The organism is Gluconobacter sp. OJA (genome assembly GCF_039638325.1).
Lineage (GTDB): Bacteria > Pseudomonadota > Alphaproteobacteria > Acetobacterales > Acetobacteraceae > Gluconobacter > Gluconobacter cerinus.
On the sequence record NZ_JBDIWI010000001.1, the window covers coordinates 717,501 to 743,711 of the forward strand.

Below are 26,211 nucleotides of genomic sequence, written 5' to 3' on the forward strand. Positions count from 1 at the left end.
GGAGGCGCGCGATGGTGGGCTCAGGCCGGTCGGAAACCGGCTGTCGAGTGCAATGGCATAAGCCCGCCTGACTGCGAGAATGACAGTTCGAGCAGAGACGAAAGTCGGCCATAGTGATCCGGTGGTCCCACGTGGACGGGCCATCGCTCAACGGATAAAAGGTACTCTAGGGATAACAGGCTGATCTCCCCCAAGAGTCCACATCGACGGGGAGGTTTGGCACCTCGATGTCGGCTCATCACATCCTGGGGCTGGAGCAGGTCCCAAGGGTTCGGCTGTTCGCCGATTAAAGTGGTACGTGAGCTGGGTTTAGAACGTCGTGAGACAGTTCGGTCCCTATCTGCCGTGGGTGTAAGAGACTTGAGAGGATTTGTCCCTAGTACGAGAGGACCGGGATGAACATACCTCTGGTGCACCGGTTGTCACGCCAGTGGCACAGCCGGGTAGCTAAGTGTGGACGGGATAACCGCTGAAAGCATCTAAGCGGGAAACCCACCTCAAAACGAGGTCTCATAGAGCCGTGACAGACCATCACGTTGATAGGCCGGGTGTGAAAGTGCAGTAATGCATGCAGCTAACCGGTCCTAATCGCTCATACTTCTCACATCAAACACATGCACAGAAATCAGCCACACTCATAAAACACCAACCTCCACCCACTCTCAAAAAGACTGGGTGGGCTAGAAGACCTGGTGGCCATTGCGAGGGCCCTACACCCGATCCCTTCCCGAACTCGGCCGTGAAATCCCTCAGCGCCTATGATACTGCACCTCAAGGTGCGGAAAAGTCGGTCGCCGCCAGGTCCCCTAGCCCACTCATCACTCCCAAAACACCAACATCACCATTACCACCGCGGGGTGGAGCAGCCCGGTAGCTCGTCAGGCTCATAACCTGAAGGCCGTAGGTTCAAATCCTACCCCCGCAACCATATAATAAGTCCTGTCCAGGACCCACAAAAGCCACCCTCCAGGGTGGCCTTTTGCGTTCCAGACTACCCAATCACACCACACATCACTCGAAGACCAGAACCACCAATCGGTTGAAAAATATAGCTACCTAGGTCGGGCCAGAATTAATCACTTTGTTGATGCACAAGTGCACCCGAAACTCATGGTAGTGTAAGGGGCAGAAAGATTGTGAGGAAAACAGGATGGATAATCTAATCATATTGTATGGAATCAAAGCCTGTGACTCTATGAAAAGAGCCCAAGCTTGGTTGACTGATCACGATATTGATTACGCATTCCATGACTACAAGAAGAATGCGATCTCAAGGGCGGTTCTTGACGGTTGGGTCGGTCAGGTCGATTGGGAGATATTGCTCAACAAAGCGGGCACGACGTTTCGCAAGCTGCCACCAGAGCAGAAGGAAGATATGACCCAGGCGAAAGCTATTACCTTGATGCTTGCTCAACCTTCCATGATCAAACGACCTGTTCTGGAACGTGAGGGCAACATCGTGGGTGTCGGTTTTAAGCCTGTCGAGTACGAAGCACTATTCGCGAGCTAAACCCCATGCTTACGGCATCAGGTTTAGCATCTTGATTTTGCGATGAAGCGTAGAGCGGCTGATGCCAAGCGTCCGAGCTGCTGCGCTGACATTGCCCTGCGTGGTGGCTAGGGCTGAGCGGATGACATGGACCTCGGCTTTTCGGAAACTCAGCTCATCTTCTGAGTCCAGAAAGTTCATCAGAGCAGGCAGGTGCTCCAGTTCGCCTTCCGGCCAGTGCATGCGTTCCCGGCTCGCATGCGTGGCGCCTTGCACATGTCCATCAGTATTCAGCGCAACCAGCGGTGTTGAACTCGCTGTCGCCAGACCCAGCGTAATGATCGTCTCGTTGGGGAAAAATTCCCGGAACAGCCTTTCTTCGATCTTACGAGCCGTGGTCGTCATGGTCTCCATCAGCAGACCTGCAAATGGTAGGATATCGTTCCCCGCAAAGGAACAGATGTTCAGAACACCGGCGAGTTTTCCACTAGCATTATAAAGAGGGGCGGCAATGCCGGTCAGGCCCCGGAAGCATAGCCGCCAGTGCTGGCTTTGAAGCACCATGACAGGCTTCTTTTCCTGAAGGCATGTTCCGATGCTGTTGGTGCCGGCATTCGCTTCGTCCCAGAGTGCACCAGCCTGAAAACCCCACCGACGGCATCCTGTCAGATCGTCACGGCTGGTCTGGCGTGACAGTACAACCCCGTTTGCATCAGCCAGCATCACGGTAAAGCCGAGCGCCATCACCATCGTATGCAGGCGCTCCATTTCTGGCAGGGCATGCTGGATCAGGAGGCGCGTGCGGTTGCTGATAAAACGCAACTCCGGCTGGCTCAGAAGACGTGTTTCCCACCGCTCTGCCGGATCAAGGTTATAGCTGGTGGAGCACCGGATCCATGACTCGGACAGACCGGTTTGTGGCGTAATGCCGGTCATGAGTGTCTCTCGATTTTCAGATGTGTCTCAGAACTGCGACAGGTGGCGACGATGTAGTCACAATCGGGTGAAAGAGATCCGATCATGGATAGCGTCGCGCGGGTTGTGGAAGGAACAAGGCAGTCAGAGTGCGTGACTGACTGGTGCCCGTATCTTTCAGACGAAAGTTTCGTCCACCGGTAGCTCTCACCTTTCTGTTGTAACGCTCTTGGCGAGGGGTTGGATGCATGGATGAGAAACAAGCTTTTCAAGACAATCATCCGGCCGGCAGGGAAAGACCTGCGCAGCAGTTTTCTGCCCTCGCACAGTCATATGGGGGACGGATCATATCCTGCTCCTTAAGCGATTAAGAGAGACAAAATATTTCAGAAAAAGTGGTTTTCCATATTTTTGAAAAACGAGGTGTCATGTCTTCTTCTCTCCAGAGGGTGCTGTCTCCAGTAACCTCTATCCTGCTCGCGCTTGTTGGGCTGTTCCTGCTGGGTGGGGGCGGTTATCTGCTCGTGCTCGGTGGGTCTTGGTTCTATGCGCTGGCTGGTCTCGTCATGCTTGCGGCGGCTGCCGTCAGCCTGAAGAACCCGTCTCAGGCAGGCCGTATTTATGCAGGTCTGCTGCTGGTTGCCACGATCTGGTCTGTTGTTGAAGTCGGCTTCAACATCTGGGGGCTGGAAGTTCGTCTGTTCACTCTGGTTGGCATTGCCTGCTGGATGCTTCTGCCGTGGGTTTGGCGCTCCAATGCGTCCTGGGCTACGGACAAGCGGGAACTGGCTGGTTCTGCTGCCATCGCCGTTGTGGCGATCGTTGCAAGCTGCTTCACCTCCTACTCCATCAATGGCACGCTCCCGGCCGAGCGTATGGCTGCATCTGGCCAGGTTGACGAGACCGGCAAGGGCACGCCCGCAGCTGACTGGCCTGCTTATGGCCGTACGGTCGGCGGTGATCGTTACAGCCCGCTGGGTCAGATCACGCCTGCCAACATCAGCAACCTGAAGCGCGCCTGGGTTACCCAGACGGGTGACGTCCAGAAGGCTGACGAAGGTGTTGTGGCCGGTCCGGATCAAGGCCACGAGTTCAACCTCGAGGTTACCCCGATCAAGGTTGATGACACGCTCTACCTTTGCACGCCGCATAACTGGGTCATGGCCCTTGATGCCGCAACGGGTAAGGTGAAGTGGAAGTTCGATCCGAAGCCTGCTGCTGAAGATCTGGCTGCCAACGTCTATCTCGCCTGCCGCGGCGTCTCCTATTACAAGGCTCCGGACGACTATACCGCTCCTGATGGCTCCAAGGCCTGCCAGAAGCGTATCTTCTCCCCGGTTGGTGACGTTCGTCTTCTTGCTGTCGATGCCGAAACAGGCAAGCCCTGCGAAGACTTCGGCGAGCACGGCTTCATCTCCCTGCGCCAGTATCTTGGTCATGTGCCGCATGGCTTCCACTTCGTGACGTCTCCGCCGCTGGTGGTGAAGGATCGTGTGGTTCTTGGTGGCTGGATCTTTGATAACCAGGCGAACTTCGAGCCGTCCGGTGCAATCCGTGCGTTCAACCCGATTTCCGGTGAGATCGAGTGGGCCTGGGATGCCGGTCACAACCCGGAAAACTGGAAGCCCGGCCCGAACGACGAGCTGACGCGTGACACCCCGAATGCATGGGGCGTTTACACGGCAGATGAGAACCTCGGCCTGCTTTACCTGCCGATGGGTAACTCCCCGCCGGATAACTGGGGTGGTTCACGCCGTCCGTTCGACGACGCAACCTCCAGTGCAACGATTGCTCTCGACATCGAAACCGGTGAGCGTCGCTGGACCTTCCAGACCGTGCATCACGATCTGTGGGACATGGATCTGGCCATTGGCCCGTCGATGGTTGATTTGCCAGGCCCGAACGGTGAAACCGTCCCGGCTCTGATCCAGACCACGAAGCGCGGTGAGTTCTTCGTTCTGGACCGTCGCACAGGCAAGCCAGTTCCGGGTTACCCGGTTGAGGAACGTCCGGTTCCAACTGCTGGTGTTGCCGCAGACGACCATGTTTCTCCGACGCAGCCGTTTGCTGTTGGTCTGCCGTCTCTGACGCCGCCAGACCTCAAGGAAAGCGACATGTGGGGCGCGACGCTGCTGGATCAGATGATCTGCCGCATCCAGTTCCGTCAGTCCGCTTATGAAGGTCAGTTCACGCCGCCGCATGTTGGCAAGACGACGATCGTCTATCCGGCATTCTATGGTGTGGTTGACTGGCAGGGTGCGTCCATCGACCCGCAGCGCAAGCTGCTGATCGCCAACGCAAGCTACCTGCCATTCCGGATCCGTCTGGAGAAGCGTAACCACGCTGAAACCAGTGGTATCCTGCCGAAGTGGGATGGCAAGGGTGACAAGCCGGAAGCCAAGGGCGATGCGCTTAGTGTCTCTCCTGACTACGGTACGCCTTACATCGCTTACACCAGCCCGTGGCTGAACCCGCTTCAGATCCCCTGCAAGGGACCAGTCTGGGGTACGATCACCGCTATCGATCTGGTGACAAAGAAGATTGTCTGGCAGCACCCGGTTGGTACGACGCGCGACACCGGTCCTTTCCGGACGCACAACAACCTTCCGCTTCCGACCGGCATGTACAACATCGGTGGCAGTGTCATCACAAAGGGTGGCGTATCCTTCATGGGTGCGACAGCTGACGATTACCTGCGTGCCTTTGATGTTTCGACCGGTAAGGTTATCTGGCGTGACCGTCTGCCGGCTGGTGGACAGGCAACCCCGATGTCCTATCAAATCGGCGAGAAGCAGTATGTTTTGATTGCCGCTGGCGGTCATGGGGGCCTTGGCACCCGCAGCGGTGACTATATCATCGCTTACACGATTGACGGACAGCAGGGCGCAGCCGCGCACTGATCTGGCCTTATTACTGCTGGAGCGCTTTCTTTACTGGAGGCGCTCCAGTTTCTTCTTCTACGGAAATAAAAGTCATGGTTCGCAAAATCTGGTCCGGAGGGTGTCTCCGGGCCCTGAGCATTCTATTGCCCGCTTCCTCCCTCCTGCCAGCCCTTGCGGCACATGCTGCTGATATTCCTCTGGCCATCATTGGCCCGCATGAATACGACCTGCCGGTGGACTTCAAACCGTTCAACGTGCTCGTGCAGTACGGAGATGGAAATGTCGCGGGAAACACTTATGACAGTGGTGGCCGGCGTCAGCCCACTGGGGGAAGCCACACCTGGGCGGGTATGACGAAGTACGTGCATTTTCGCAGCTTTGACGCTCTGCCGCATGTCGGTTTTGCGTTTGAAGTCATTCAGTCGGAAAGCTTCGTTCTGGCACAGGGCAAGGATTACGGTGGCCTCGGTCCGACAATCGTGGGCCCTGCTGTCTGGTTCAAGCCGAATGCTCACAGCACCTTCGGTATCCAGACCTTCATGCAGACGCCGGTTGGCACACGGGATGCGTTGTCCCCGAGCTACTGGTCAAACCTGTCCAGCTTCATGTTCGATTATGAATGGAAGCATTTCAGCTTCGATGGGGATCTGGGTGCAATTGTAGCATCCACGAAGCACAAGACAGGCGAGCACAGCTATTCGCCCGGGACGGTCTTTCATTCCAACCTGCGTTTCAGCTGGAAAGCGAGCAAGATTGTTGAGCCGTTCTTTGCATTCGACTGGCAGAACACAGCCGGAATGCGGGACAACACGGCCAACAGTTGGGTCAGTGAATCCAGTGGGCGTGAAGTCGCACTGGGTGTGGGCGCCATGGTCAATATTTCCAAGCGCGTCTCATTAACCGGTCGGTATTCTCATTCTGTTGATGGCAGAAACGTGCCTGAGACGAATGCGTATTACATGAAGCTGGTCTATCTCTGGTAAAGATGGCTTCTCCCGTCCGAGCAGTATTCTCGGACGGGGTGCCACCTCCTAGAGGCCCAGTGTTTGTCGGGCGAGGCGACACGCTGCCAGATCCCAAGCAGCACAGCCGACACTCTTGAAAAATACTGGACCTTCCGGTTTTTCTTTGCCGGATAGGTAAGCAGCCAGAGGTTGGACCTCTTCCCAGTTTTTCCCTGCCTGAATGATATCTCCCGCCTCTGATGGTGCGCCAACGGGATCATCTACGACACAGGTGCTTCCGTTGACGATGGCTGGACCTATTTCAATCATTTCCGGTCGATAAGCCCCCACACCAATAATCAGCCGCGTAGACTTTGGCGGCGCGTCATACAGAATACTTTGGCTGCTGGTCACGGTGATGACTACATCCGGGTCGCAAGTTTCGTCATCATTGCGAAGCCTCAGGGCGGGGTATGCTTCGCTTCCTGTCAGTGCGGCTACGCTCTCGCCAGAGCGACCACGAATATAAACCGTGAGGCCCGGATAAAGCACATTCAGCGCTTCCAGATGAGCTTTGGCCTGTACGCCTGTACCAATGAGAAGAACCGTTTCCAGAGTGTCTGGGCGAAAGCACTCCAACCCCAGCATGGAGATGGCAGCGGTGCGTCGTTCCGTCGTAGCAACGCCGTCCAATGCGAACAGAAACTGACCATCGACAGCATCCATGCACATGACTTGCCCCTGAATAGCAGGAAGACTGCGTGCGGAGTTGCCAGAATAAAGGGTCAGAAGTTTTGTCGTGAGAATATCAGGCGCACACGCAACCATCGACATGACCGTTCCGGAGCGATCAAGCGTTGGCACAACCATGCGTTCAGGGCAGGAAATCTGTCCAGCATGATAGTCCTGAGCTGCTCTCCGAAGTGTTTCCACGAGAGCGGGAAAGGGAAGCAGTTTTCGCGTTTCGGCGGCGGTCAAAGTCTTCATGGAGCATCTTCCTGCTGTTGTCCGGAAGATGCCCCGTTTTGGCTTGAAGATGAAGGGATGGCGAGAGAGCGTCCCTGTCCCGGTTAAGCAGCCGCTTTTGGACGGAACCGGGCTGTCGAGATGTCGCATTCGTAAGCGGCTGCGACCGAATGCGGGTCGAGCGCCAGATCATCGACAGCATCGAGAATGCGTTCGACTTTGGCATCATCCATCAGCACGCTGAAATTCAGGCGTGTCCAGCCGGGCTTCTCGATTTCCTGCCCAGACAGAATGGCCTGACGAATTGCATCCGAGGCCGCTTCGTCAATGTCGAGCAGGCGATGGGCATACGGTCCTGCACAAGCGCATCCGCCACGCACCTGAATGCCATAGCGGTCCGACAGCATGCGCGTGAAAAGCTGCTGGTGGATGAAGCCACCTGTGCTTTCGTCCCGGACCTGGAAGGAGAAGATGGGCAGGGCTTCAGCTGTGGCGTGACCAAGAATGCGGATATTCGGGTTTTTGCTCCAACGGGCAACAGCGCGGGCGCGAAGCTCCGCATTGCGGTCGCTCATGAAAGTCTGGCCGATGACGTCCTTGACGATAAAGGCCAGTGCCGCGCGGATGTCTCCCACCACGTCTGGTGTTCCACTCTCTTCGAGAGCTGCAAGGCTCGTGGTGTAGTCATGGTTCCAGGGGGAAACGAACCGTACTGTTCCTCCGCCTGGGAGAACCGGGCCGCATCGCGTCACGACGTCATTGCGGACGATCAGAACGCCTGAGGCTGCCGGGCCACCGATAAACTTGTGACAGGACACCGCCACGGCATCTTTTTCGAAAGGCGTGCCGGGCTTCATGTCGATGGGAAGATACGGAGCGGCACCGGCATAATCCCAGATCGCCAGAGCACCGTGCTTTTTCAGAAGTTCCGTTACGGCATCTACATCCGTCATGATGCCGGTGACGTTTGATGCTGCCGAGAAAGAGCCGACTTTCAGGCGGCCTTCGTCGCAGGCGGTCAATGCCTGTTCAAGAATGGCAAGATCTGGACCACCATTCTCGGCTTCCGGGATCTCGATGATCTCGGCGCCACTTTCCCGCCAGGGGAGGATGTTGGAGTGATGCTCGTACGGGCCAATGAAAATGATCGGGCGATTTCCAGCAGCACAGCGGGCAGGGATTTCCAGCAGATGTACGAGACGGTTCAGGCCTGCCGTCGCGCCGTTGCCCATGAAAATGGTCGTGAAACGATCCTTGGGGGCATGGCAAAGGCGAGCAATCGCATCACGCGCCGCATTCCGCATCCGCGTCATGTATGCCCCACACAAAGACGCTTCAGTGTGGCTGTTGGCGTAGTAGGGAAGAACTTCGTTCATGACGAATGTCTCAACCTGAACAAGCGCGCGGCCTGAAGCGACATAGTCTGCATAAAGAAGCGACTGAACACCAAAAGGGCTCATGAACTTCGTGCCGTCTCCGAGAACGCCCTTGCGGAGGGCGTCGCGACCACCTGCACGGAGCATTTTCTCAAATTGCTCAAGCGCTGTTGCACTGTTGTCGAGACTGCCGATCGTTTCCATGATGCCCTGTCCTCTTACCTGATCTCGTAAGAGGAAAATATCTCAATGACGGCTAGGAAACTGTCTCTTTCTTGTAGACGAAAACCGGTTTTTTGTTGTCATTTACATCATTATGAGCAGAATTATCGATCAAACGGACCGTGCCATCCTTCGCATTCTCCAGAAGCAGGGGACGCCGTCCCAGCGCGAACTGGCCGAACAGGTTGGCCTTTCCCAGAATGCCTGCTGGAGGCGCCTGAACGCCCTGCGGGAAAGTGGAATCATCAGCCACGATACCGTCCGTCTCAATGCTCAGGCGCTTGGCCTGACATTGACGGTCTTTGTGCTGATGAGGACGCGTCATCATTCACACGAATGGTTTGAAACGTTCCGCAAAGTGGTCGTTTCGATCCCAAACATCGTTGATTTTTACCGGATTGCCGGTGAGTATGATTATCTTCTCAAGGTCGTGGCATGCGACATGAACGATTTCGATCGTGTCTATCAGCAGATCATCAGCAAGGTCGAGCTGGATGCCATCACCTCATACATGACCATGGAAACCCTGGCAGATAACAGGGATCTTCCAGTCTGACACAGACCACGGACAAGGACACTTCATGACCCAGACAGATCAGCTCGCCCAAAGTCTCCGGACGAGACATGTTGTCATGATTGCCTTGGGCGGGGTGATTGGTGCTGGGTTTTTCATCGGTTGCTCGGCTGCCCTGTCGATGGGTGGACCGGCCGTCATCGTGTCATACGTTCTGGCGGGACTTCTGGTCTGGCTTGTGAACGGCATGATGCGAGACCTTGCTTCACAGACACCAGGGCGAGCGTCATTTCTCGGACAGATCCGCCATGCTCTTGGAGATCGCTTTGGTTTCGTCGCAGGCTGGACCTACTGGCTGACCTGGGTGACGGTCATTGGCGTTGAAGCCATTGCCGTAACATCCATGCTCACGCCCTACATTCCGGTTCCTTATGCCGTTTTAGAACTTCTCGTTCTGGGCGTGATGACCGCCATTAATCTCCTGTCCGTCAAAGGGTATGGCGAGTTCGAGTACTGGTTTTCAGCCATCAAAGTGGCTGCCATCGTGCTTTTCATCGGAATTGGTATCTGGGCATTTGGGGCACATTCCATTCCCGTGCAGGAAAACCTGTTTGCGCATGGCGGTGTCATGCCCCACGGATTGATGGCACTTCTTGCTGTCATTCCGACAGTGCTGTTCTCAATGGGCGGCAGTGAGATTGCAACAGTGGCCGCGGTCGAGTCCGACAACACGGAAGTGAACATTGCCCGCGCAACACGGACCATTCCTCTTCGTATTGGTGGCTTCTACCTTGTGACCATCTCGATGATTCTGTGCCTGGTGCCGTGGAGTGACATCGTACCGGGCCAGTCACCATTCTTGTTGGTTCTGAACCGGTTCCATGTGCCTTTCGCCGGGTTGGCAATGGGCATTGTCATTCTCGTAGCGGCCCTTTCCAGCCTGAACTCCGGGATTTACGTCACCTCGCGCATCCTGTTCGAACTGGCTGAACAGGGAGATGCTCCCGCGGTCTTTCTGGCGGTTGAGCCTAAAACGCAGCTTCCTCGGCGCGCGCTTCTCGCCAGTGTTGGAAGTGCCATTCTGGTTGCGGTAACGGCCGTTCTGTCGCCGGGCGTCATTTTTGCTGTTCTTGTCAGCCTGACGGGCGGATTTATGCTTTTTAATAACGCCCTGCTTGTTCTGGGACGATTAAAGCTCATGCCCCAGAAGGCCGTTGGGGCCTACGTGGCGCTTGCGCTGATAGCCCTTGCGATCATTGCCATGATGATTCAGGCGGAAACCCGTTCGCAAATCGAAATGGGCGCTTTTGCGATTGTTGTTATTCTTCTGGCGGAGCGATTTCTGCCGCGAGGTAAGAAAATTCAGAACAACACGCCTTGAGCTGGCGTACTGGGAACATCTGCCCCCATGTCCTTCAGAATCCAGGCTCGTAACACGGCGAGGATTGCCTCTTGATCTTCGCTGGTTAGAGGCTTTCCTGCGGCAATACCATGCCATTTCGCGAGACATCCCCGGCAGCATGAGCCCGTTGCATGCTGTGCGATGAAAACTGGATGCCCTCGCATTGGCGTCTGCTTTCCGTCCTGTGCTGGCCATGCAGGCGCCAGACGATCCCGGATGAAGGCAGCACCATGTTCCATGACAGCATTCAGGCCGCGACTTTCCAGGTAGAGGCGGGCCTGTTCATCCAGATGAAACCGTGCCCGAAAACTGGACTTTTGAAGTCGGAGGAGAAGATCCTGAGGAGCAGAACCGGTCAAGACGGACCAACCTTCTGAAAATACATAAAAAAATGCTGTGAGGGCTGCTGCACCCTCTGTGAGAACATCTGTTCTTACTCCATATGGTGCGGCATGGACGCTTTTCCGAGACGCACCCGAACTGATTCTTCAGCCAGTGATATGGCTGCCATGCCAGTCCTGTCACCGCTTCAGGTTCAGGATCTGTTCACGGCCCGGCTGGATGAGATTTGTGCCCACTTCGAAGAGTGGGGTTTCCCGCTTGCGGTTGAGGGGCAACTGGGGGACGTCGCGCCTAACGCATACAAGAAATATTATCAGCTGCCCCTGGTCGATCCGCAGCTTGGGACATCCATTTCGCTGGAAGCGACCAAGCTGGTTCTGGCGGCAGCAGATGTGCGTGCCGGAGATTATGTCCGTGTGACAGGGTGTCTGCGAGCCCGCCATCTGCGGGGACAGGTTGCCCTCCGGTTTGAAGTGCTTACCGTTGAACCACATGATCCCGGCCGTCAGAAAGTGGACCGGGCAGAACGATCTCTGCTGGATGTTCTGAGAGGATTGAGCTGGCAGTTTCAGCCTTACCCTGACCGCCGGGACGCCCGACTGCTTCTCATTCATTCTGCGTCCTCCAGCGCACTAGTCTCGGAAGACTTCCTTCAGGCGCTGGGCGGCGGCTGGCGTTCAGAGCGTATCCGCGCACTTCCTGTTGCCATGACCGATCCGCACCGTATTGCGGACGCCATAGGCACGTGCCGGGAAGATATTATCGTTCTGATCCGTGGCGGCGGAGATGTTTCCGACTTCGCAGTGTTTGAGCATCCGCTGGTGCTGGAGGCGCTCTCCAACTGTGTGGCACATCGTGTTCTGGGTGTTGGGCATACCGCCAATCGGACGTTGGCGGAGCGGCTGGTGGATCATTCCGCAACGACGCCTGCTGATGCGGGCCATTACATACGCAGAATGAGCGGTCGTGTCTGGCAGCGGCAGGAGGAAGAGCGCGCGCAACAGGAAGAAATTGTCGCGCTGCGGGAGAGTGCAACGTCTATGGCAGCGCTCCCGGCGGGAGCACCATTTGGTGCCCGTCTGCGGAATGGCCTGATCTTGTTGGTTCTGGGAACGCTGGCCGGTCTGGTACTGTCACGTATTCTCTGAAAGTCAGAGGAACGTTTGCAATTCTGGTACAGCGTTTCCCAGATCTTTCCGTCCCATTTCAGAGAGCAGAGCTATCACGCGCGCTACATCTCTCAATGCGCAGTGAGGATGGCGAATAAACCACGCGCAGAATCCTTTGAAAGACAGACCTTCCGCTGTGTCGGGGGCTGGAAGGGCCGGCAGATCCAGAGAAATTGCCTCCTCGGTTGGCACGAACTGGAACAGGGTGTCACCAAACCCGCTATCATCCGCAAAAATGAATGTGTCGGCCTCAATCCAGCGTATTTTCAGAACAGGCCGCAGAAGAGACTGGTCCGCCAGTTGAACAGGATGCCCATTGAGAGACGAGAGCATCAAGATTTCAGGATGGCTATCCTGATAAATGCCGACCAGTTTGTCTGTCGTTTTTATATTCGGATCGCTGGAAAAGCGGGGAGATCCATCTGCCCTTACGACCAGAAAATCGCCCGTTACATCCTGAATGAAACAGGCCCGTGTGCGCGTTGGCAGAGGAGCACTCTGAGGCGTTAGAAGGAGCCGCTCTTCGGCAGATGGCCGGATACGATGGAAGGAAAACTGCTCATGCTGACCATGGTCCGGCATGGAGCTTCCTGCATCCGACAGTTCAGGGAGTGCCAGGGAAGGCTCTTGCGTCAGGCTTTGAAGAAGACTTTCCAATCCCCGATAGGCCTGAGTATCCATGAGATCGTGCCGGATCATGGAGACGTCAGGCAGTCGTCGTCTTGGGGATAGATCTTCCTCATCCCGGCAGAAATAATGATCTGCAAGATGAGGAGGCATATCTGGATCTCCTGTCCAGACATAATGAAGAATGCGCGCGCCTTTCCATGAGACAGCGACACCAGGGCCGATCCGATCGACTGGCGTGCCATCCGGATGGACGATGCATTCACGGGATAAGTCCGGAGACAGGACGTCTATCGAAGTTGGGAGTTTTTTCGTCCGGACAAGCAGACGGGCCATCCGGTTGTCAGGGAAAGTGACGGCACTCCGATAGGGGGACGCCTGAATGACAGAAGGAGCCGGAACAGGCTTGAGGGGCTTTCCGTAGATGCACCAGTTGATGGCGATGGCGTCAGCGTCTCCCGCTGTCGCCAGCAGGTTCTCCAGCGTTGTTTCCGGATCTAGAAATTCATCAACGTCCAAAACCAGGAGCCAATCCTGTTCCTGACCTACCAGACGAGCCGCCTCGGCCGTTAAAGTCTTGCGGAGCTCTTCAGGCGAGAGCTCATCGCCGCTGACGAACTCATGAAGTTCAACCGGGCCAATATGTTCTGCTGCGAGTGCAACAGCCTGCGTCTCGTCTGTGGACCCTGCATCGAGAACGAGAATGCGCTCGAAACCGAGTGCCAGGTGCCACAGCAGCCACTCCTTTAGAAGAGGGGCGGCATTATGGGTCAGGACGGCACAGGCTGCACTTGGCATAAAGTGATGTTTCCGTGGTGTCTGGTTTTAGCGAACATCCACGCGGATCAGCGGACGCTGGACCGATGGATCAGTGAGAGCATGCATCTCGAGCTGGATAGGCTGGGCACCGGCCGCGCTGATCCTGTGAGCAACAGGCTCCAGATCTGTTTGTGTAGCTTCTGTCATGGCTTTGGTTTGTGCTGCCGGATCAGACTGAAGCGGGACCAGAAGCCTGACGACAAAGAGGGCATTCTCCTTGCGGGCCAACGCTGACTTAACAGCCTGATCTACGACAGGTCCGTATTCGGATTCCGGAGTCCCACCTTCGATTTGCAGGAATGGCGGTTTCGCTTTCGGGGCCGGGGGCGGTGGCGGGATATACGGCTGAGGCGGTTTGCCTGCCTGCGGGTTGAACGTGCGCTGATCAACCAGTTTGCAGCCCGCAAGCAGGGGCGTAGCCAGCAGGATGCAGCCTGCCAGAGAGAGAGCGCGTGGAGCCATGATGCCTCGGGGCGAACGAAAATGTCGGACAAATGCAGCCATATTGCGCGGGACCGTCGCAGGAACGGAGGGTTTCGGCAAGATTAAGCGCATCAAGTTCATGAAAAACTATGCCAACCCCCTGTTGCTTCGCTGTGGCGGTGCTATGGAAGAAGCCCTTTCGTCAGAATAGCGGAGTAGGCAGGCATGGCGGTAAAAATCGCAATCAACGGTTTCGGACGTATCGGACGTCTCGTTCTGCGCGGCATCATTGAGAGCGGTCGTACGGACGTTGAGGTCGTAGCCATCAACGATCTTGGTTCGGTCGAAGCAAACGCACACCTTCTGGCCTATGACAGCGTTCATGGCCGCCTGCCGGGCAAGGTCCGCGCTGAAGGCAATACGCTCATCATTGAAGCAAACGGCCGTACCTACGGTCCGATTACCGTTTCTGCCGAGCGTGATCCGTCCAAGGTTCCATTTGAAGGCATCGATGTCGCCATGGAATGTACGGGTCTCTTCACCACGCGTGAAAAGGCCGCTGCCCTGCTGGATGCTGGCGCAAAGCGCGTCATCGTCTCCGCTCCTGCAACGGATGTGGATGCCACCATTGTTTTCGGTGTGAACGACGACGTTCTGACGCCGGACATGAAGGTCATTTCCAACGCATCCTGCACTACGAACTGCCTTGCTCCTGTCGCTTACGTTCTGGACGAAGCGTTCGGCATCGAGCGCGGCTACATGGTCACGATTCACTCCTACACCGGTGACCAGCGCACGGTGGACACCCTGCACAAGGATCCCCGTCGTGCCCGCGCTGCTGCCCTGAACATGATCCCGACGTCCACGGGCGCTGCGAAGGCTGTTGGCCTGGTTCTGCCGCACCTGAAGGGCAAGCTGGACGGCACGGCGATCCGCGTTCCGACGCCGAACGTCTCTCTTGTCTCGCTCGATTTCGTGCCGAAGACCGTTCCTGCTTCTGCTGAAGCCGTGAACGAAGCAATCCGCGTTGCGTCCGAAGGCAAGCTCAAGGGCGTTCTGGAGTACAACACGGCGCCGCTGGTCAGCACGGATTTCAACCACTCCCCTGCGTCTTCCACGTTTGATGCAACACAGACGGCACTGGTCGATGGCGGCCAGCTCGTTCGCATCTGTGCCTGGTATGACAATGAGTGGGGTTTCTCCAACCGCATGGCCGACACGGCTGCTGCTTTCGGGAGCCTCTGACCCATGGTTTTCCGCACGCTCGACACCCTGGAGGCACGCGGCAAGCGCGTGCTCGTCCGGGCTGATTTGAACGTGCCGATGCATGACGGCGTCATCACTGACGCCACGCGCATCGAGCGCGTTGCCCCGACCATCAATGAGCTTGCCGGTAAGGGCGCGCGCGTTGTGGTCCTCAGCCATTTCGACCGCCCGAAGGGTAAGGTCGTTCCTGGCATGTCCCTGCGTCCGATTGCTGAAAAGCTTGGGGAAGTTCTGGGTAAGCCTGTTGGTTTCGTTCCGGAATGCGTAGGTCCGACTGTTGAAGCCGCTGTTGCGGCTCTCAATGATGGGGAAGTGCTGGTTCTGGAAAACACGCGTTTCCATGCGGGTGAAGAAGCCAACGATCCGGAATTTGCTAAGGCGATTGCGCAGAATGGCGACATTTTCGTCAATGATGCCTTCTCGGCAGCGCATCGCGCCCATGCCTCTACGGAAGGTGTGGCGCACGATCTTCCGTCTTTCGCCGGGCGATTGATGCAGGCTGAGTTATCGGCTCTGTCGGCTGCGCTGGAGAATCCGGAGCGTCCGGTTGGTGCCATCATCGGTGGCTCCAAGATCTCCACGAAGCTGGATCTGATTGGCAATGTCATCGCTAAGGTGGACACACTGTTCATCACTGGTGCCATGGCCAACACGTTCCTGGCGGCAGAAGGTATGAATGTCGGCAAGTCCCTTCAGGAAGCGGACATGCACGAAACAGCTCGCAAGATTGCGCATCTGGCGCAGGAAAAGGGCTGTGAAATCATTCTGCCAGTGGATGCCGTTGTGGCGCGCGAGTTCAAGGCCGGTGCAGAAACCGAAACCTGCCTGATTGGCGAAGTGCCTGACGACGCCATGATCCTTGATGCTGGTCCGCGCACTGTTGCGCTGATCAACGAACGTCTGGCTACGTTGAAAACGCTGGTCTGGAACGGTCCACTCGGGGCGTTTGAGATCGAGCCGTTTGATCGTGCAACGGTTGAGGTTGCACAGGAAGCTGCTCGCCTGACACAGGAAGGCAAGCTTCGCACTGTGGCGGGCGGTGGAGACACCGTTTCCGCGCTGCGTCACGCCGGGGTTGCTGGCCAGATGAGCTACGTTTCCACGGCGGGTGGTGCATTTCTGGAATGGCTGGAAGGAAAAATTCTTCCAGGCATCGAGGTGCTTCGCACAACCGGACACCAGCTTGGTCTGGACTGAGTTCTGAAAAAGCGGGGAGGGCAATCTCCCCGCTCTTTTTATGGTCGGTTTACGGGAAGAAAATTTCCTCAATACTGCGGCCGAAAAGCTGTGAAATTGTGAACGCCAACGGCAGGCTCGGGTCGTAACGCCCCTTTTCAATGGCATTGACTGTCTGCCTTGAAACCGCCAGCTCTGCTGCCAGTTCGGCCTGGCTCCAGCTTCGTTCTGCCCGAAGTTCCTTGAGGCAGTTGTTCATCGATAACGCCTTTGAGCGACAAGACCACCGATCCACCAGAGGGTTCCCATGATCGGCCAGACTGCAAAGGCCCTGAGTTTCGGTAATCCGGCACTTTCGGCAAAGCCCCAGCCAAAGGTCAGTAGAGCGGTTCCCAAAAATGATATTGCAATGGCATCCAATTGAATCCGACGTTGTAATTCATCCATTCGCCAGATTGCACGCATGATGACCCATGCTGCTGTCACAGCTCCCACCATGGGGGTGAATGCCAGTATTATTCTTGTTAAAGGTGCCGGGTGGAGTGCCTGTTGCAGATAATTGGCTCCGAACAGCAGCACAAGATACAGCGCGAGCGCGCTACCGAGTTCGATGAGATATTGACGACCATACAGCATGTCTGAGCCCTCCTACTGTAAAGCAGGCTTTACTTTTTGGGCTTGAATGTCAAGTGAGCTTTACAAAATGCTCGTTTCAGATACCTGCGCGGATCACGTTTTGTGACGTCACGAAACTTTCTAATTTTTTCAATTGTAATTTGAGGCTTTGACCCACCACACTGCTTTCAGCTCTCTGTCGTGCTGGAATCCGCCTGATGCGCCTTCTGCCTATGCTGATGAAGTCTTTTCCATTGCTTGCTCTGGCAGTAGGGACGTGTAGTGCATTGGCTGCAGAGCCGGTGCAGCCAGTTTCGGCGGCAAAGAAGCCATTCTCAGCGTTTACGCACCCTTTCAACGCCTCGCTGTCACAGGAAGTATCGGCTGATCCGCGGCAAGGGGCGGCGCTGATGCGTGGTCTGGACCATCATCGGGCAGAAGTCGTGGCTCAGCAAATGACCTCGGGCTTTGGTGCGGCTCCAGTCCCCGATGAGAATATTGAAGGCCCTCAGGATTCTGGGCAGCCCGACGCCTATGTGAAGCCTGATTTTTTCTCTAATAAAGTGGGCGAAATCAACGACGCCGCTGCGGAAAATCATCCCGACCAGCATCGTAAAGGCGGCGGCGCAATGGCGGGCGGGCTAGCTTTGGCCGTGCCTCTCTCCCAGTAACAAGTTACTTGTGGCGGTAAATGTAGAGTGAGTCATTCACGCTCGTGAAGCGATATACTGGCGTGTAGTCTGCTTTGATAGCCTTAAAGACCTCACGCCGTGCCGCAATATTTTCCCGTAAGGGAGAGGCTTCTTCCGTGACGATATATTCAGGTTTTCTGGCAAGAACTCTATCGAGTTCCTGAAGAACATTCATCCCGGTCGCATGGGCTTCAACTGCTGTGTTGAAATGGCCCGGGAAAGGATGGTTGGTCAAAGAGCACCAATAAGGTGTGTCATACAGGGCAGGTGGCCCCTGATAAACAAAAACACAGCCCGGTTTTTGTTGGAAGACATCCAACATGGCCTGAAAACTTCGCTGATCGCCGTCGTTTATGCGGTGTCTGTGCAGACTAAGCTGTCCGACAACTGAAACGATGCAAAGAAGACCAATGAGCCATATCCGACCGGCTTTCCAGGTCCAGAGCGATGCGCAGGCCAGAGCTAGCGGGACATAAAGCGGCAAAATGTAATGAGGATACCATCCCCCAAATGCGATGACTCCCAAACAGGCAGCTCCGGCCCAGAGTATGAGAAAGACATAATGGGCAGGCCATGATTTCGTACGTGCGATCAGTATCGTGGCTATCAACCCTGGCAGGAGAGGAAGAGCCGCTTTCAGCATTTGAATTTCTAGGTGGTGCGCTTCTCCGTCTGGAAAATGACCGCGCAGGAAAATGGAATCCAGGTTGGCGAAAATCCATGCTCCTGGATGCCCGATCATGACATAGAAGAAAAAAGCAAGAAATGTAGGAAGAAGGCCGATAAGGGCCAGAAGACCAGTGTCTTTCAGGGGCTCGGAGACGGATCGGGAAGTTAGATACTGCCTGACGACATAGTAAATTCCAACGAACGCCCCTTCAAAGACGACAGTGTATTTTATCTGCATAGCGAGGCCGAACAGAAATATGGCGAACAGGGCTGTTTTTCTTCGAATTTTTCCATCGGGCTGCAGAAGATCATGCAAAACAAGAGCGATGGCGGCTGTTACGAGGAAATTATAGAAAATCGGGGTCTGACCTCCTTCTCCCCGTGAGAGATTGAGGAGGACTGGATAGAGCAAGGCTGAAAGGAAAGCAGCTGTCGTGGAAGCGATGGTTTTCCCCATGCGAAACAGAAGCCAGGCCGTACCCCAGACGGCAATCACCGCGCCGAACTGATAGGCGAAAATTCTGTAAGAGCCGAAAAGGTGGAAAAATGCGTAAAGCAGAAATATTCCAACCGGTTTTCTATCCCAGAATTGAAGGTAGGGAAGATCTCCATGTAGAATTCTACCGCCTCCGAAGAGATAAAATTCCTCGTCGGAATAGATGAGAGGATTTCCGAATGTCTGCGTTCTGCAGAGTATGATAAAAATTAATAAACTTACATTTAATAAAAATTCGTTTCGATTTTTGATCACAAGAAAATTTTCTGGTTATATTTTTATAAGACTTCATCCTATTACAGGTTAATTGTGTATTTTATTGTAATAAATTAGTTATTTCTATTTTTGATTAATCTCTCAAAGAGCCGACACAAAAAAAGCTGCCAGAAACATATCTGGCAGCTTTTCTGAAGAGTATTTTGTCTGTTCAGGCCTGAAGGCCATTCTCCCGACGACGAAGCTCAACTTCGGCCGACATGGCCTTCTGAAGCTTCTCCATGGCGCGTGCTTCAATCTGACGGATCCGCTCACGTGACACGTTGTAGTGGTGAGAAAGATCTTCCAGCGTAGATGGCTCTTCCTTGAGGCGACGCTCGGCCAGAATGTGACGTTCGCGCTCATTCAAGGTCATCATGGCCTGATCGAGAAGAGCTTTACGACCGCTGAACTCTTCGGACGCCGCGTAAGTCTGCTCCTGGTTTTCGTTATCGTCCACCAGCCAATCCTGCCACTCACCTTCGCCATCAATGCGCAGGGGCGCATTCAGGCTATGGTCCGGGGCGGCAAGACGCTGGTTCATGGACACCACGTCCTGTTCCGGAACGCCGAGCGTGGTGGCAATGGAATTCACCTGCTCGGGCTTCAGATCACCATCATCAATCGCCTGCATTTGCCCTTTCAGGCGACGGAGATTGAAGAACAGCTTTTTCTGCGAAGCTGTCGTACCGATTTTAACCAGTGACCAGCTGTGCAGGATATACTCCTGCATGGCAGCACGGATCCACCACATGGCGTAGGTTGCAAGGCGGAAGCCGCGCTCCGGGTCGAAGCGGCGGACAGCCTGCATCATACCGATGTTGCCCTCACTGATGAGTTCATTCACCGGGAGGCCATAGCCGCGATAGCCCATGGCAATCTTGGCCACGAGACGAAGGTGAGACGTCACCAGGCGGTGTGCCGCACTGGTGTCTTCATTCTTGCGCCAGGCACGGGAGAGATCGAGCTCTTCCTGCGGCGTCAGAAGGGGGAATTTGCGGATTTCCTGGAGATAACGGGTCAAGTTGTTTTCAGGACCCACGGAGATGACAGCTGGAGATGCCATGGTCTTCGATTCCTTTCGCCCGGGGGTGTGCCTGGCTCGATGAGGAGTAGACTCATACGAACTGGCAGAGGCAAAGTTCCTCACACCCAGGTGACGCATTGGGAAGGACTATCACGTCCCCAGCCGCTTACCCCCAGATTGGGCAGTGCACGGTGGTACGATCCGTTCCGGCGGCGCGTCAGCTCGTCGGATAAGTGAGTTTATGACAGGTGGAACCGAAAAGGTCAAGAACTTTCAGAGGTTGAGCCTGTCAGGCGCATTTTCAAGGTCTGGAAGTCTTCAGGAGGCGCAGTTTCGAAAGAAAGTGGCTTTTTTGTCCTGGGATGAATGAAGCCGAGTCGGGCGGCATGGAGAGCCTGGCGTGGGAAATCGAGAGCCGCTTCTTTCGCATCCTGAGGTAAACCGCGGGCTGCGGCCGGAATACGACGCAGATAAACGGGGTCTCCGAGGAGAGGGTGTCCTGCCTGTGAGAGATGAACACGAATCTGGTGGGTTCGCCCAGTGGCCAGTTTGCATTCGATCAAAGAGACGCTTGCATGGATCGGCTCCAGAAGCTTGAAGCGCGTGAGAGCGGTTTTTCCGCCTGACTGAACGACCGCCATGCGCTTGCGATCTTTCTTGTCCCGCCCGATGGCACCGTCAAATTCGCCGGATGAGGGCAGTAGACCCCAGGCAAGGGCCATGTAAGCACGATCTATGTCGCGCGCAGCGAACGCTTCAGACAGGGCGTTATGAGCCATGGCATTCTTGGCCACGACCATCAGGCCTGATGTGTCCTTATCGAGGCGATGTACGATTCCGGGGCGTTTTTCACCGCCAATGCCTTCAAACCCTTCGCCGCAATGTCCGAGAAGGGCATTGACCAGAGTGCCGGTTTCGTTGCCGGGGGCAGGATGGGTCACGAGCCCGGCCTGCTTATCCAGAACGATCAGGTCTCGGTCTTCATATAAGATCGTCAGGGGCAGATTTTCCGCCAGGGGACGAGCCGGAAGTGGGGTAGGGAACGAAAGCACAAGCTCCATCCCGTCACGAAGTGTATCGGCGGGCTCATTGACGATCTGGCCGTTGCGGGTCAGATGACCCTCTTCGATCAGGGTCTTGACCCGGGAGCGGGAAATCGTGCCGATGGCGTCAGCAAGGGCGCGATCAACGCGTTGGCCGGCCAGGCTGGCATCAACAACAAGACGGAACGGGGTTTCAGGATCTGACATGAATCAGGGTTTAGCCGAGGATCAAGCGGGCAGCGAGTCAGGTACACCGAAAGCGTTGCTCGGCGCCGTCATTATTATGGGGGTTATGATCGTCGCTGGCGTGGCGGTCATGATTGGTGTGATCGCCCATCGCGTTATGCATCCGCATCATGATGTCAGTATTTCTGCGCCGTCATCCGGGTCTTCGACGCGCCTTGCGTTGCCCTTGGGAGAGGGGGAACACATTACGGCTGTCACCGCACGGCCGGACGGCATGATGGCTGTAACATTAGGGCGCCCGGGCGCTGAACGCGTTCTCTTGTGGAGCCCTGAGGCAGGTCGCGTCATGGCAGAACTCGATTTCGGCGTGCCTCGCAGCGCCCCGTAAGGTCTTTCGGCTGAACATTCCAGTTCCTGATGCGTTGTTACTGACAAGATCATATCAGGACAGACATCATGGGACGCATTATTGACGCCGCTCTGGCTGCTGGAACAGTTTTCGGAGCTCAATATCTCGGCCGGGAGATCAGCCCGGCCGAAGATGGCTCAACCCGGCGGTGGTATCACCATCTGAACAAGCCAGAATTCTCGCCGCCAGCACCTGTGTATGCCGTGGTCTGGACCCTTCTGGACGGCCTGCTGGCATGGTCTGGGTATCGTCTTCTGCGAGCTGAACGTTCCTGCGCACGGACCGCAGCACTTTGGCTTTGGGCTATCTGCGTTGCTGGCGTAGCCGGCTTTCCGTTCGCAGTTTTCCGTAAACGGCGTCTGGATGCGGGATTGGCGATCTGCATTGGTCTGGTCGTGACGTCAGGCGCGTCGATCTGGACGGCAAAAAAAGCTGATCCGTCCGCCGCTAAGCTTCAGATACCGTTTTTCGTGTGGCTGACGTTCGCGGTGTTTGTTCAGGAAGAAGTCTGGCGCCGCAACTGAGTGGCGTCTGCCCCACCGAGGATTGATTGCATCAGCCCGGGAAAGCGTTCTTCAAGTTCCTGAAGGCGGAGGGAGTTATGGTGCTGCACGCCTTCAATTCGGGTGTGCAGAACACCGCTTTCTCTCAAAACCTGAAAATGATGGGACATGCTGGACTTTGGGCGCGCCCCGATCAGGGCGGCACAATTTGCCTCGCCCAGAACATATAGACGCTGAACAATGTCCAGACGCACGGGATCAGCCAGAGCCCTGAGGACCGTAATCAGATCGAGCTTTTTCAGATCGGGCGAGTCATGGCACGGCATACGGCGTCTTATCCCTTCCTTGAAGAATTGACGCAACACTTCTATAGTTCGATCGTTATCGAACTATAGAAGTTTCGATCAGGGAGTACCCTTTCATGCCCGATCTTTTTGATCCCATTGAACTTGGTGGATTTTCGGCAAAAAACCGCATTTTCATGTCTCCCCTCACGAGAGCGCGTGCGGGCCGGGACGCTGTTCCGACAGCGATCATGGCAAAGTATTACGCGCAGAGAGCGGAAGCCGGCCTCATCATCACAGAGGCAACAGGCATCTCCCGCGAAGGTCTGGGCTGGCCCTACGCGCCGGGCATCTGGTCAGACGAGCAGGTTGAGGCGTGGAAGCCAATCACGAAGGCTGTCCATGACAGGGGTGGGCGGATTGTCTGCCAGCTCTGGCATATGGGCCGGATGGTACATTCATCTGTCACGGGCCTGCAGCCGGTCGCACCTTCACCCACCACGGCGCCAGGTCAGTCTCACACCTATGATGGCAAGCAGCCTTATGAAGAGGCGCGCGCTCTGCGACTGGACGAAATTCCCCGTATTCTGGCGGAATATGAGCGTGCATCTCAAAATGCGATCAAGGCCGGCTTTGATGGCATTCAGCTTCACGCCGCCAATGGCTATCTGATTGACGAATTCCTGAAAGATGGAACCAATCATCGGACAGATGAGTATGGCGGATCGCCTGAAAATAGAATCCGGCTTCTCTCCCAGGTAACGGAACGGATCATCTCGACCATTGGTGGAGAGAGAACGGGGGTCAGGCTTTCTCCGAACGGAGACACGCAGGGATGCCTTGATTCCGCACCGGAAACCGTCTTCGTGCCAGCCGCTGCCGAACTGGAGCGTCTGGGTGTGGCGTGGCTTGAACTGCGTGAACCTGGACCGAACGGCACGTTCGGCAAGACGGATCAACCGCCGGTTTCTCCGCAAATTCGGAAGGTGTTCCGACGTCCGCTGGTGTTGAACCAGGATTACACGTTTGAAAACGCTCAGGATGCTGTCCGTGAAGGGCGGGCCGATGCCATTGCCTTTGGGCGCAAATTTATTTCAAACCCGGACCTGCCGACGCGTTTTGCGCAAAGCCTGCCGCTTCAGGCCGATGATATGGCGACGTGGTACAGCCGCGGGGAGCATGGATATACGGATTACTCGTTCGCTGAGTAATCCTGAAAAAGCCGGGACGACGTGTCGTCCCGGCTATCTTGGCGGAAATAGATGATGTCTTAGGCGAAGAGCGATTCAGCGCGCTGCTGGTCCTGATCTTCCAGCAGATACGGCCCTCCTGCCAGGACTTCGATAGCCAGCATCCCAAGACTATTGGCTGAGCGTTCTCCCAATGGAAGAACAGCATTACCATTCGTCCAGCGAATGTTGCCCTCTTCGACAGGATACCAACCTGCAAGATCACTTTCGGACTTCTTGGCAGACAGGCAGATTGATTTGCCGGAGTCATAGAAGGTGACATCGCCAACGCAAACGCCGAGCTGTCGCCGATCGTCAACGAATGGACCGACGGTATCGCAAGGGCGGCTGGAGCGTGACACCAGTCGTACCGATGTTACGGCAGAAGGAATCATGAATAGAACACGCCCACCCGTGATGCGGGTTTGATGAATGAGCAAGCCAGTGTCCGAAACGAGATGAAAATTTGAGTTCATCGTCATGGCAACAGGTGGTGTTTGACCGGGAATGCGGAGCTGTTTCGCTCGCTGTAGAATTCTCTCAAAGAGCGGCTGCACGAAATCGCGTGCCACCGTCAGAGAGGCTGCTGCATCGTTAATCCAGTCTTTGGGTTGATCCGATTTCGTTCGGCCTGAAATAACAGTCACGTTTCCATTCTGGCGGAAATGATGGCGATTTCCGGTGTCCAAATAACTCTCAGTCAGCATGCCATCAGCCATGATGACTGAGTGGTCTTCTGTCTCTATGTGAAAGTAGGTGTAGCTGGTGATGCTGCGGTCGTAGAAAATGGATCGTCCGTTGACCAGCATGCGGGCAGGCACAAAGTTACCGTTAAAAAACAGGCAGTGCTCTGGCGTTATGAGAAGATCCTTGTAGGGGACGCCTTCTGCAATGGCATTTTTCAAAATACGGACAGGATATCCTGCCTGATCGTCTGGAAGATCGGCTTTCGTACTAACGTGAGTGTGACCTGCCCAGATAACTTTAACGGTTTTTTGTGATTGACCGTTATAGGCCAATACGACGTCGCCAACTTCAATATCTTGGACGGCCTTGTCACCAGATGGCGTTGCAATCATGGAATCTGCAAGGAAGCAAACACCGACATAAGTATTGCCGTTATTATAGGTAACGGAAAGCGGGTTATTTTCGGTTGAATTAACGGAATTATATGTGCCGTTAGCAAGGGTGACGCCTGATGCTAAGGAAACACTATATTCAGCGACTTCTGTTCCATCGCTTCCATATAATGTTATAGTTTTTGTTGAATCTCCGGAGATTGTATATTTTGTTATGGCAGCTACGGTGTCCTGAAGCTCAATTGTATCTTTGGATGGGTCGTAGTTCTGGATTGTTGTCGCTGCCAGCGATCCTGAAGCCAGCAGGCTGATAGCCGTTTTGCCACCGTTTAGAATAAGTGTTCCGCCACCAGTTCCAAATGAAACGGTCGATCCTTCCAAAGCACTCGCCAGTGCGGCCCCAGTATTGAATGTACCGCCATACTCAATATTGACAGTGGAGCCATTCAAAGCGCCAACGAGTGCGCTTCCGCTGCTTCCAGTAAGTGTGGCGGTACCGCCAGCAACGTTAATGGTTGATCCCGTGACGAGATTGGCCAGGCCGGATATGGATGTTGTGCCGCCAATGTAATAAGTATTTGCTGTCGCGGCACCCACGCCAATAATGAAGTCGCCCGTCGCTCCCGGTACGCTGACGTATGTTCCGACACTGAGAAGATTCAAGAGAACGCTGGAATCCGATGAGCCGGTGATGACATCACCCGACGCAAGAAGCTGGACAAGCCCAAAAACGTTTACGCCGCGGTTAATATCAGTTGCGTTCAGTAATTCTGTGCCATCTGGCGCTGTAATGGTAACATCATATGAGTTATATACAGAGGGAAGTAAGGAAGTATTTGTAACTGTATAAGTTACCCCAGATGTGGTTGTATAAGTTTGGGCGCTGGCCATGTTTCTTCTCCTGCTTGTTTCATGATTTCCATGAGCAAACATTAGCTGCCGACATAATAGTCGTCGCTTTCGATACATGCGTAAGCTAGCAGTTAGAAATTTATTAATGCAAACCTTAATGTGATGAAATTTGACGATAATGAGGCATTTTCACAGGATCGTGATTAGAAAGTGGCCAAATTCGTTAAAATACATTATTCGTTATCAATTAGGTAACAAATATTATCTTTGGCCCGATCAATCAGTAAGGATGTCGATGATCTCTTACTGATTGATTTTTATAGGTTATTTTCGGAGCAAT

The 26,211-nt window shown here is 55.0% G+C and carries 25 protein-coding genes, 1 tRNA gene and 2 rRNA genes (1 of these 28 cut by a window edge); 15 read left to right on the plus strand and 13 right to left on the minus strand.

Features of this window, described 5'->3' with window-relative positions:
- From ABDK75_RS03300 to ABDK75_RS03315, 4 genes are all read left to right on the plus strand, one after another.
- Nucleotides 1-608: ribosomal RNA gene (locus tag ABDK75_RS03300) — 23S ribosomal RNA — on the plus strand (it extends 2,129 nt beyond the left edge of the window).
- A gap of 80 nt (nt 609-688) precedes the next feature.
- Nucleotides 689-803: ribosomal RNA gene (gene rrf, locus ABDK75_RS03305) — 5S ribosomal RNA — on the plus strand.
- Between the two features lie 48 nt (nt 804-851).
- Nucleotides 852-928 (plus strand) — tRNA-Met (locus ABDK75_RS03310).
- A gap of 222 nt (nt 929-1,150) precedes the next feature.
- Nucleotides 1,151-1,510: an arsenate reductase gene (locus ABDK75_RS03315; RefSeq protein WP_346004961.1), complete on the plus strand. Its 360-nt coding sequence runs from the start codon at nt 1,151-1,153 to the stop codon at nt 1,508-1,510.
- Between the two features lie 9 nt (nt 1,511-1,519).
- Here ABDK75_RS03315 and ABDK75_RS03320 read toward each other — a convergent pair whose 3' ends face one another.
- On the minus strand, nt 1,520-2,425 hold the full coding sequence (locus ABDK75_RS03320) for a helix-turn-helix domain-containing protein (protein ID WP_046900841.1): 906 nt from the start codon (nt 2,423-2,425) through the stop codon (nt 1,520-1,522).
- Nucleotides 2,426-2,832: 407 nt separating this feature from the next.
- Here ABDK75_RS03320 and ABDK75_RS03325 point away from each other — a divergent pair, with 407 nt between their 5' ends.
- The gene (locus ABDK75_RS03325) at nt 2,833-5,304 is read left to right on the plus strand and encodes a membrane-bound PQQ-dependent dehydrogenase, glucose/quinate/shikimate family (protein ID WP_346004962.1); all 2,472 of its coding nucleotides are present in this window, start codon (nt 2,833-2,835) and stop codon (nt 5,302-5,304) included.
- Nucleotides 5,305-5,378: 74 nt separating this feature from the next.
- On the plus strand, nt 5,379-6,269 hold the full coding sequence (locus tag ABDK75_RS03330; protein ID WP_086633956.1) for a transporter: 891 nt from the start codon (nt 5,379-5,381) through the stop codon (nt 6,267-6,269).
- 48 nt (nt 6,270-6,317) lie between these two features.
- Here ABDK75_RS03330 and ABDK75_RS03335 read toward each other — a convergent pair whose 3' ends face one another.
- Together ABDK75_RS03335 and ABDK75_RS03340 are read right to left on the minus strand one after the other, a co-directional pair.
- Nucleotides 6,318-7,217, minus strand: coding sequence for a delta(1)-pyrroline-2-carboxylate reductase family protein (locus ABDK75_RS03335; protein ID WP_346004963.1), 900 nt, complete (start codon nt 7,215-7,217; stop codon nt 6,318-6,320).
- 83 nt (nt 7,218-7,300) lie between these two features.
- The gene (locus tag ABDK75_RS03340) at nt 7,301-8,776 is read right to left on the minus strand and encodes an aminotransferase class V-fold PLP-dependent enzyme (RefSeq protein WP_346004964.1); all 1,476 of its coding nucleotides are present in this window, start codon (nt 8,774-8,776) and stop codon (nt 7,301-7,303) included.
- A 112-nt stretch (nt 8,777-8,888) separates the two neighbouring features.
- Here ABDK75_RS03340 and ABDK75_RS03345 point away from each other — a divergent pair, with 112 nt between their 5' ends.
- Both ABDK75_RS03345 and ABDK75_RS03350 read left to right on the plus strand, forming a co-directional pair.
- On the plus strand, nt 8,889-9,350 hold the full coding sequence (locus tag ABDK75_RS03345) for an Lrp/AsnC family transcriptional regulator (RefSeq protein WP_046900845.1): 462 nt from the start codon (nt 8,889-8,891) through the stop codon (nt 9,348-9,350).
- A 25-nt stretch (nt 9,351-9,375) separates the two neighbouring features.
- Nucleotides 9,376-10,689: an amino acid permease gene (locus ABDK75_RS03350; RefSeq protein ID WP_086633960.1), complete on the plus strand. Its 1,314-nt coding sequence runs from the start codon at nt 9,376-9,378 to the stop codon at nt 10,687-10,689.
- Here the strand turns inward: ABDK75_RS03350 and ABDK75_RS03355 are convergent.
- Entirely contained in the window at nt 10,671-11,069 is a 399-nt protein-coding gene (locus ABDK75_RS03355) for a DUF4186 domain-containing protein (protein WP_264649174.1), read from the minus strand. The genes ABDK75_RS03350 and ABDK75_RS03355 overlap by 19 nt on opposite strands.
- A 93-nt stretch (nt 11,070-11,162) precedes the next feature.
- Here ABDK75_RS03355 and ABDK75_RS03360 point away from each other — a divergent pair, with 93 nt between their 5' ends.
- Entirely contained in the window at nt 11,163-12,200 is a 1,038-nt protein-coding gene (locus tag ABDK75_RS03360) for an exodeoxyribonuclease VII large subunit (protein WP_346004965.1), read from the plus strand.
- A gap of 3 nt (nt 12,201-12,203) precedes the next feature.
- On the opposite strand, the gene ABDK75_RS03365 is transcribed toward ABDK75_RS03360, so the two are convergent.
- Complete coding sequence (locus ABDK75_RS03365; RefSeq protein WP_346004966.1) at nt 12,204-13,646, minus strand: glycosyltransferase family 2 protein; 1,443 nt, start codon at nt 13,644-13,646, stop codon at nt 12,204-12,206.
- A gap of 27 nt (nt 13,647-13,673) precedes the next feature.
- Complete coding sequence (locus ABDK75_RS03370) at nt 13,674-14,129, minus strand: hypothetical protein (RefSeq protein ID WP_346004967.1); 456 nt, start codon at nt 14,127-14,129, stop codon at nt 13,674-13,676.
- A gap of 186 nt (nt 14,130-14,315) precedes the next feature.
- Here ABDK75_RS03370 and gap point away from each other — a divergent pair, with 186 nt between their 5' ends.
- Complete coding sequence (gap, locus tag ABDK75_RS03375) at nt 14,316-15,335, plus strand: type I glyceraldehyde-3-phosphate dehydrogenase (RefSeq protein WP_211501279.1); 1,020 nt, start codon at nt 14,316-14,318, stop codon at nt 15,333-15,335.
- Nucleotides 15,336-15,338: 3 nt separating this feature from the next.
- The gene (locus tag ABDK75_RS03380) at nt 15,339-16,553 is read left to right on the plus strand and encodes a phosphoglycerate kinase (protein WP_346004968.1); all 1,215 of its coding nucleotides are present in this window, start codon (nt 15,339-15,341) and stop codon (nt 16,551-16,553) included.
- Between the two features lie 49 nt (nt 16,554-16,602).
- On the opposite strand, the gene ABDK75_RS03385 is transcribed toward ABDK75_RS03380, so the two are convergent.
- Both ABDK75_RS03385 and ABDK75_RS03390 read right to left on the minus strand, forming a co-directional pair.
- Nucleotides 16,603-16,791, minus strand: a complete 189-nt coding sequence (locus tag ABDK75_RS03385; protein ID WP_346004969.1) for a helix-turn-helix transcriptional regulator — start codon at nt 16,789-16,791, stop codon at nt 16,603-16,605.
- A complete protein-coding gene (locus ABDK75_RS03390; protein WP_346004970.1) occupies nt 16,788-17,168 on the minus strand; it encodes a hypothetical protein in 381 nt (126 codons plus the stop codon). The genes ABDK75_RS03385 and ABDK75_RS03390 overlap by 4 nt, the downstream gene beginning before the upstream one ends.
- A 197-nt stretch (nt 17,169-17,365) precedes the next feature.
- Here ABDK75_RS03390 and ABDK75_RS03395 point away from each other — a divergent pair, with 197 nt between their 5' ends.
- On the plus strand, nt 17,366-17,818 hold the full coding sequence (locus ABDK75_RS03395) for a hypothetical protein (RefSeq protein ID WP_346004971.1): 453 nt from the start codon (nt 17,366-17,368) through the stop codon (nt 17,816-17,818).
- Nucleotides 17,819-17,822: 4 nt separating this feature from the next.
- Here ABDK75_RS03395 and ABDK75_RS03400 read toward each other — a convergent pair whose 3' ends face one another.
- The 3 genes from ABDK75_RS03400 to ABDK75_RS03410 form a co-directional block, all read right to left on the minus strand.
- Nucleotides 17,823-19,259 carry a glycosyltransferase family 39 protein gene (locus ABDK75_RS03400; protein ID WP_346004972.1) on the minus strand — a complete coding sequence of 479 codons (1,437 nt, stop codon included), beginning with the start codon at nt 19,257-19,259 and terminating at the stop codon, nt 17,823-17,825.
- Between the two features lie 172 nt (nt 19,260-19,431).
- The gene (rpoH, locus tag ABDK75_RS03405; RefSeq protein ID WP_046900857.1) at nt 19,432-20,325 is read right to left on the minus strand and encodes an RNA polymerase sigma factor RpoH; all 894 of its coding nucleotides are present in this window, start codon (nt 20,323-20,325) and stop codon (nt 19,432-19,434) included.
- A gap of 224 nt (nt 20,326-20,549) precedes the next feature.
- On the minus strand, nt 20,550-21,536 hold the full coding sequence (locus ABDK75_RS03410) for an RluA family pseudouridine synthase (protein ID WP_046900858.1): 987 nt from the start codon (nt 21,534-21,536) through the stop codon (nt 20,550-20,552).
- Between ABDK75_RS03410 and ABDK75_RS03415 the strand changes: the two genes are divergently transcribed.
- Nucleotides 21,535-21,903 (plus strand): hypothetical protein, encoded by a 369-nt coding sequence (locus ABDK75_RS03415; RefSeq protein ID WP_346004973.1) that lies wholly within the window; start codon nt 21,535-21,537, stop codon nt 21,901-21,903. The two genes, ABDK75_RS03410 and ABDK75_RS03415, sit on opposite strands and share 2 nt — an antisense overlap.
- A gap of 68 nt (nt 21,904-21,971) precedes the next feature.
- Complete coding sequence (locus tag ABDK75_RS03420) at nt 21,972-22,448, plus strand: TspO/MBR family protein (protein WP_099213073.1); 477 nt, start codon at nt 21,972-21,974, stop codon at nt 22,446-22,448.
- On the opposite strand, the gene ABDK75_RS03425 is transcribed toward ABDK75_RS03420, so the two are convergent.
- Nucleotides 22,421-22,753, minus strand: a complete 333-nt coding sequence (locus tag ABDK75_RS03425; protein WP_046900860.1) for a helix-turn-helix transcriptional regulator — start codon at nt 22,751-22,753, stop codon at nt 22,421-22,423. The two genes, ABDK75_RS03420 and ABDK75_RS03425, sit on opposite strands and share 28 nt — an antisense overlap.
- Before the next feature lie 95 nt (nt 22,754-22,848).
- Between ABDK75_RS03425 and ABDK75_RS03430 the strand changes: the two genes are divergently transcribed.
- Entirely contained in the window at nt 22,849-23,922 is a 1,074-nt protein-coding gene (locus tag ABDK75_RS03430; protein ID WP_346004974.1) for an alkene reductase, read from the plus strand.
- Between the two features lie 59 nt (nt 23,923-23,981).
- Here ABDK75_RS03430 and ABDK75_RS03435 read toward each other — a convergent pair whose 3' ends face one another.
- A complete protein-coding gene (locus ABDK75_RS03435; protein WP_346004975.1) occupies nt 23,982-25,910 on the minus strand; it encodes a Hint domain-containing protein in 1,929 nt (642 codons plus the stop codon).
- Nucleotides 25,911-26,211 lie beyond the last annotated feature (301 nt).

What these genes read in the sequence shown, in the direction of transcription:
- ABDK75_RS03315 (WP_346004961.1), top strand. Translation starts at nt 1,151, where the DNA reads ATGGATAATCTAATCATATTGTATGGAATCAAAGCCTGTGACTCTATG.
- ABDK75_RS03320 (WP_046900841.1), bottom strand. Translation starts at nt 2,425, where the DNA reads ATGACCGGCATTACGCCACAAACCGGTCTGTCCGAGTCATGGATCCGG.
- ABDK75_RS03325 (WP_346004962.1), top strand. Translation starts at nt 2,833, where the DNA reads ATGTCTTCTTCTCTCCAGAGGGTGCTGTCTCCAGTAACCTCTATCCTG.
- ABDK75_RS03330 (WP_086633956.1), top strand. Translation starts at nt 5,379, where the DNA reads ATGGTTCGCAAAATCTGGTCCGGAGGGTGTCTCCGGGCCCTGAGCATT.
- ABDK75_RS03335 (WP_346004963.1), bottom strand. Translation starts at nt 7,217, where the DNA reads ATGAAGACTTTGACCGCCGCCGAAACGCGAAAACTGCTTCCCTTTCCC.
- ABDK75_RS03340 (WP_346004964.1), bottom strand. Translation starts at nt 8,776, where the DNA reads ATGGAAACGATCGGCAGTCTCGACAACAGTGCAACAGCGCTTGAGCAA.
- ABDK75_RS03345 (WP_046900845.1), top strand. Translation starts at nt 8,889, where the DNA reads ATGAGCAGAATTATCGATCAAACGGACCGTGCCATCCTTCGCATTCTC.
- ABDK75_RS03350 (WP_086633960.1), top strand. Translation starts at nt 9,376, where the DNA reads ATGACCCAGACAGATCAGCTCGCCCAAAGTCTCCGGACGAGACATGTT.
- ABDK75_RS03360 (WP_346004965.1), top strand. Translation starts at nt 11,163, where the DNA reads ATGGACGCTTTTCCGAGACGCACCCGAACTGATTCTTCAGCCAGTGAT.
- ABDK75_RS03365 (WP_346004966.1), bottom strand. Translation starts at nt 13,646, where the DNA reads ATGCCAAGTGCAGCCTGTGCCGTCCTGACCCATAATGCCGCCCCTCTT.
- ABDK75_RS03370 (WP_346004967.1), bottom strand. Translation starts at nt 14,129, where the DNA reads ATGGCTCCACGCGCTCTCTCTCTGGCAGGCTGCATCCTGCTGGCTACG.
- gap (WP_211501279.1), top strand. Translation starts at nt 14,316, where the DNA reads ATGGCGGTAAAAATCGCAATCAACGGTTTCGGACGTATCGGACGTCTC.
- ABDK75_RS03380 (WP_346004968.1), top strand. Translation starts at nt 15,339, where the DNA reads ATGGTTTTCCGCACGCTCGACACCCTGGAGGCACGCGGCAAGCGCGTG.
- ABDK75_RS03385 (WP_346004969.1), bottom strand. Translation starts at nt 16,791, where the DNA reads ATGAACAACTGCCTCAAGGAACTTCGGGCAGAACGAAGCTGGAGCCAG.
- ABDK75_RS03390 (WP_346004970.1), bottom strand. Translation starts at nt 17,168, where the DNA reads ATGCTGTATGGTCGTCAATATCTCATCGAACTCGGTAGCGCGCTCGCG.
- ABDK75_RS03395 (WP_346004971.1), top strand. Translation starts at nt 17,366, where the DNA reads ATGCGCCTTCTGCCTATGCTGATGAAGTCTTTTCCATTGCTTGCTCTG.
- rpoH (WP_046900857.1), bottom strand. Translation starts at nt 20,325, where the DNA reads ATGGCATCTCCAGCTGTCATCTCCGTGGGTCCTGAAAACAACTTGACC.
- ABDK75_RS03415 (WP_346004973.1), top strand. Translation starts at nt 21,535, where the DNA reads ATGAATCAGGGTTTAGCCGAGGATCAAGCGGGCAGCGAGTCAGGTACA.
- ABDK75_RS03410 (WP_046900858.1), bottom strand. Translation starts at nt 21,536, where the DNA reads ATGTCAGATCCTGAAACCCCGTTCCGTCTTGTTGTTGATGCCAGCCTG.
- ABDK75_RS03420 (WP_099213073.1), top strand. Translation starts at nt 21,972, where the DNA reads ATGGGACGCATTATTGACGCCGCTCTGGCTGCTGGAACAGTTTTCGGA.
- ABDK75_RS03425 (WP_046900860.1), bottom strand. Translation starts at nt 22,753, where the DNA reads ATGCCGTGCCATGACTCGCCCGATCTGAAAAAGCTCGATCTGATTACG.
- ABDK75_RS03430 (WP_346004974.1), top strand. Translation starts at nt 22,849, where the DNA reads ATGCCCGATCTTTTTGATCCCATTGAACTTGGTGGATTTTCGGCAAAA.
- ABDK75_RS03435 (WP_346004975.1), bottom strand. Translation starts at nt 25,910, where the DNA reads ATGGCCAGCGCCCAAACTTATACAACCACATCTGGGGTAACTTATACA.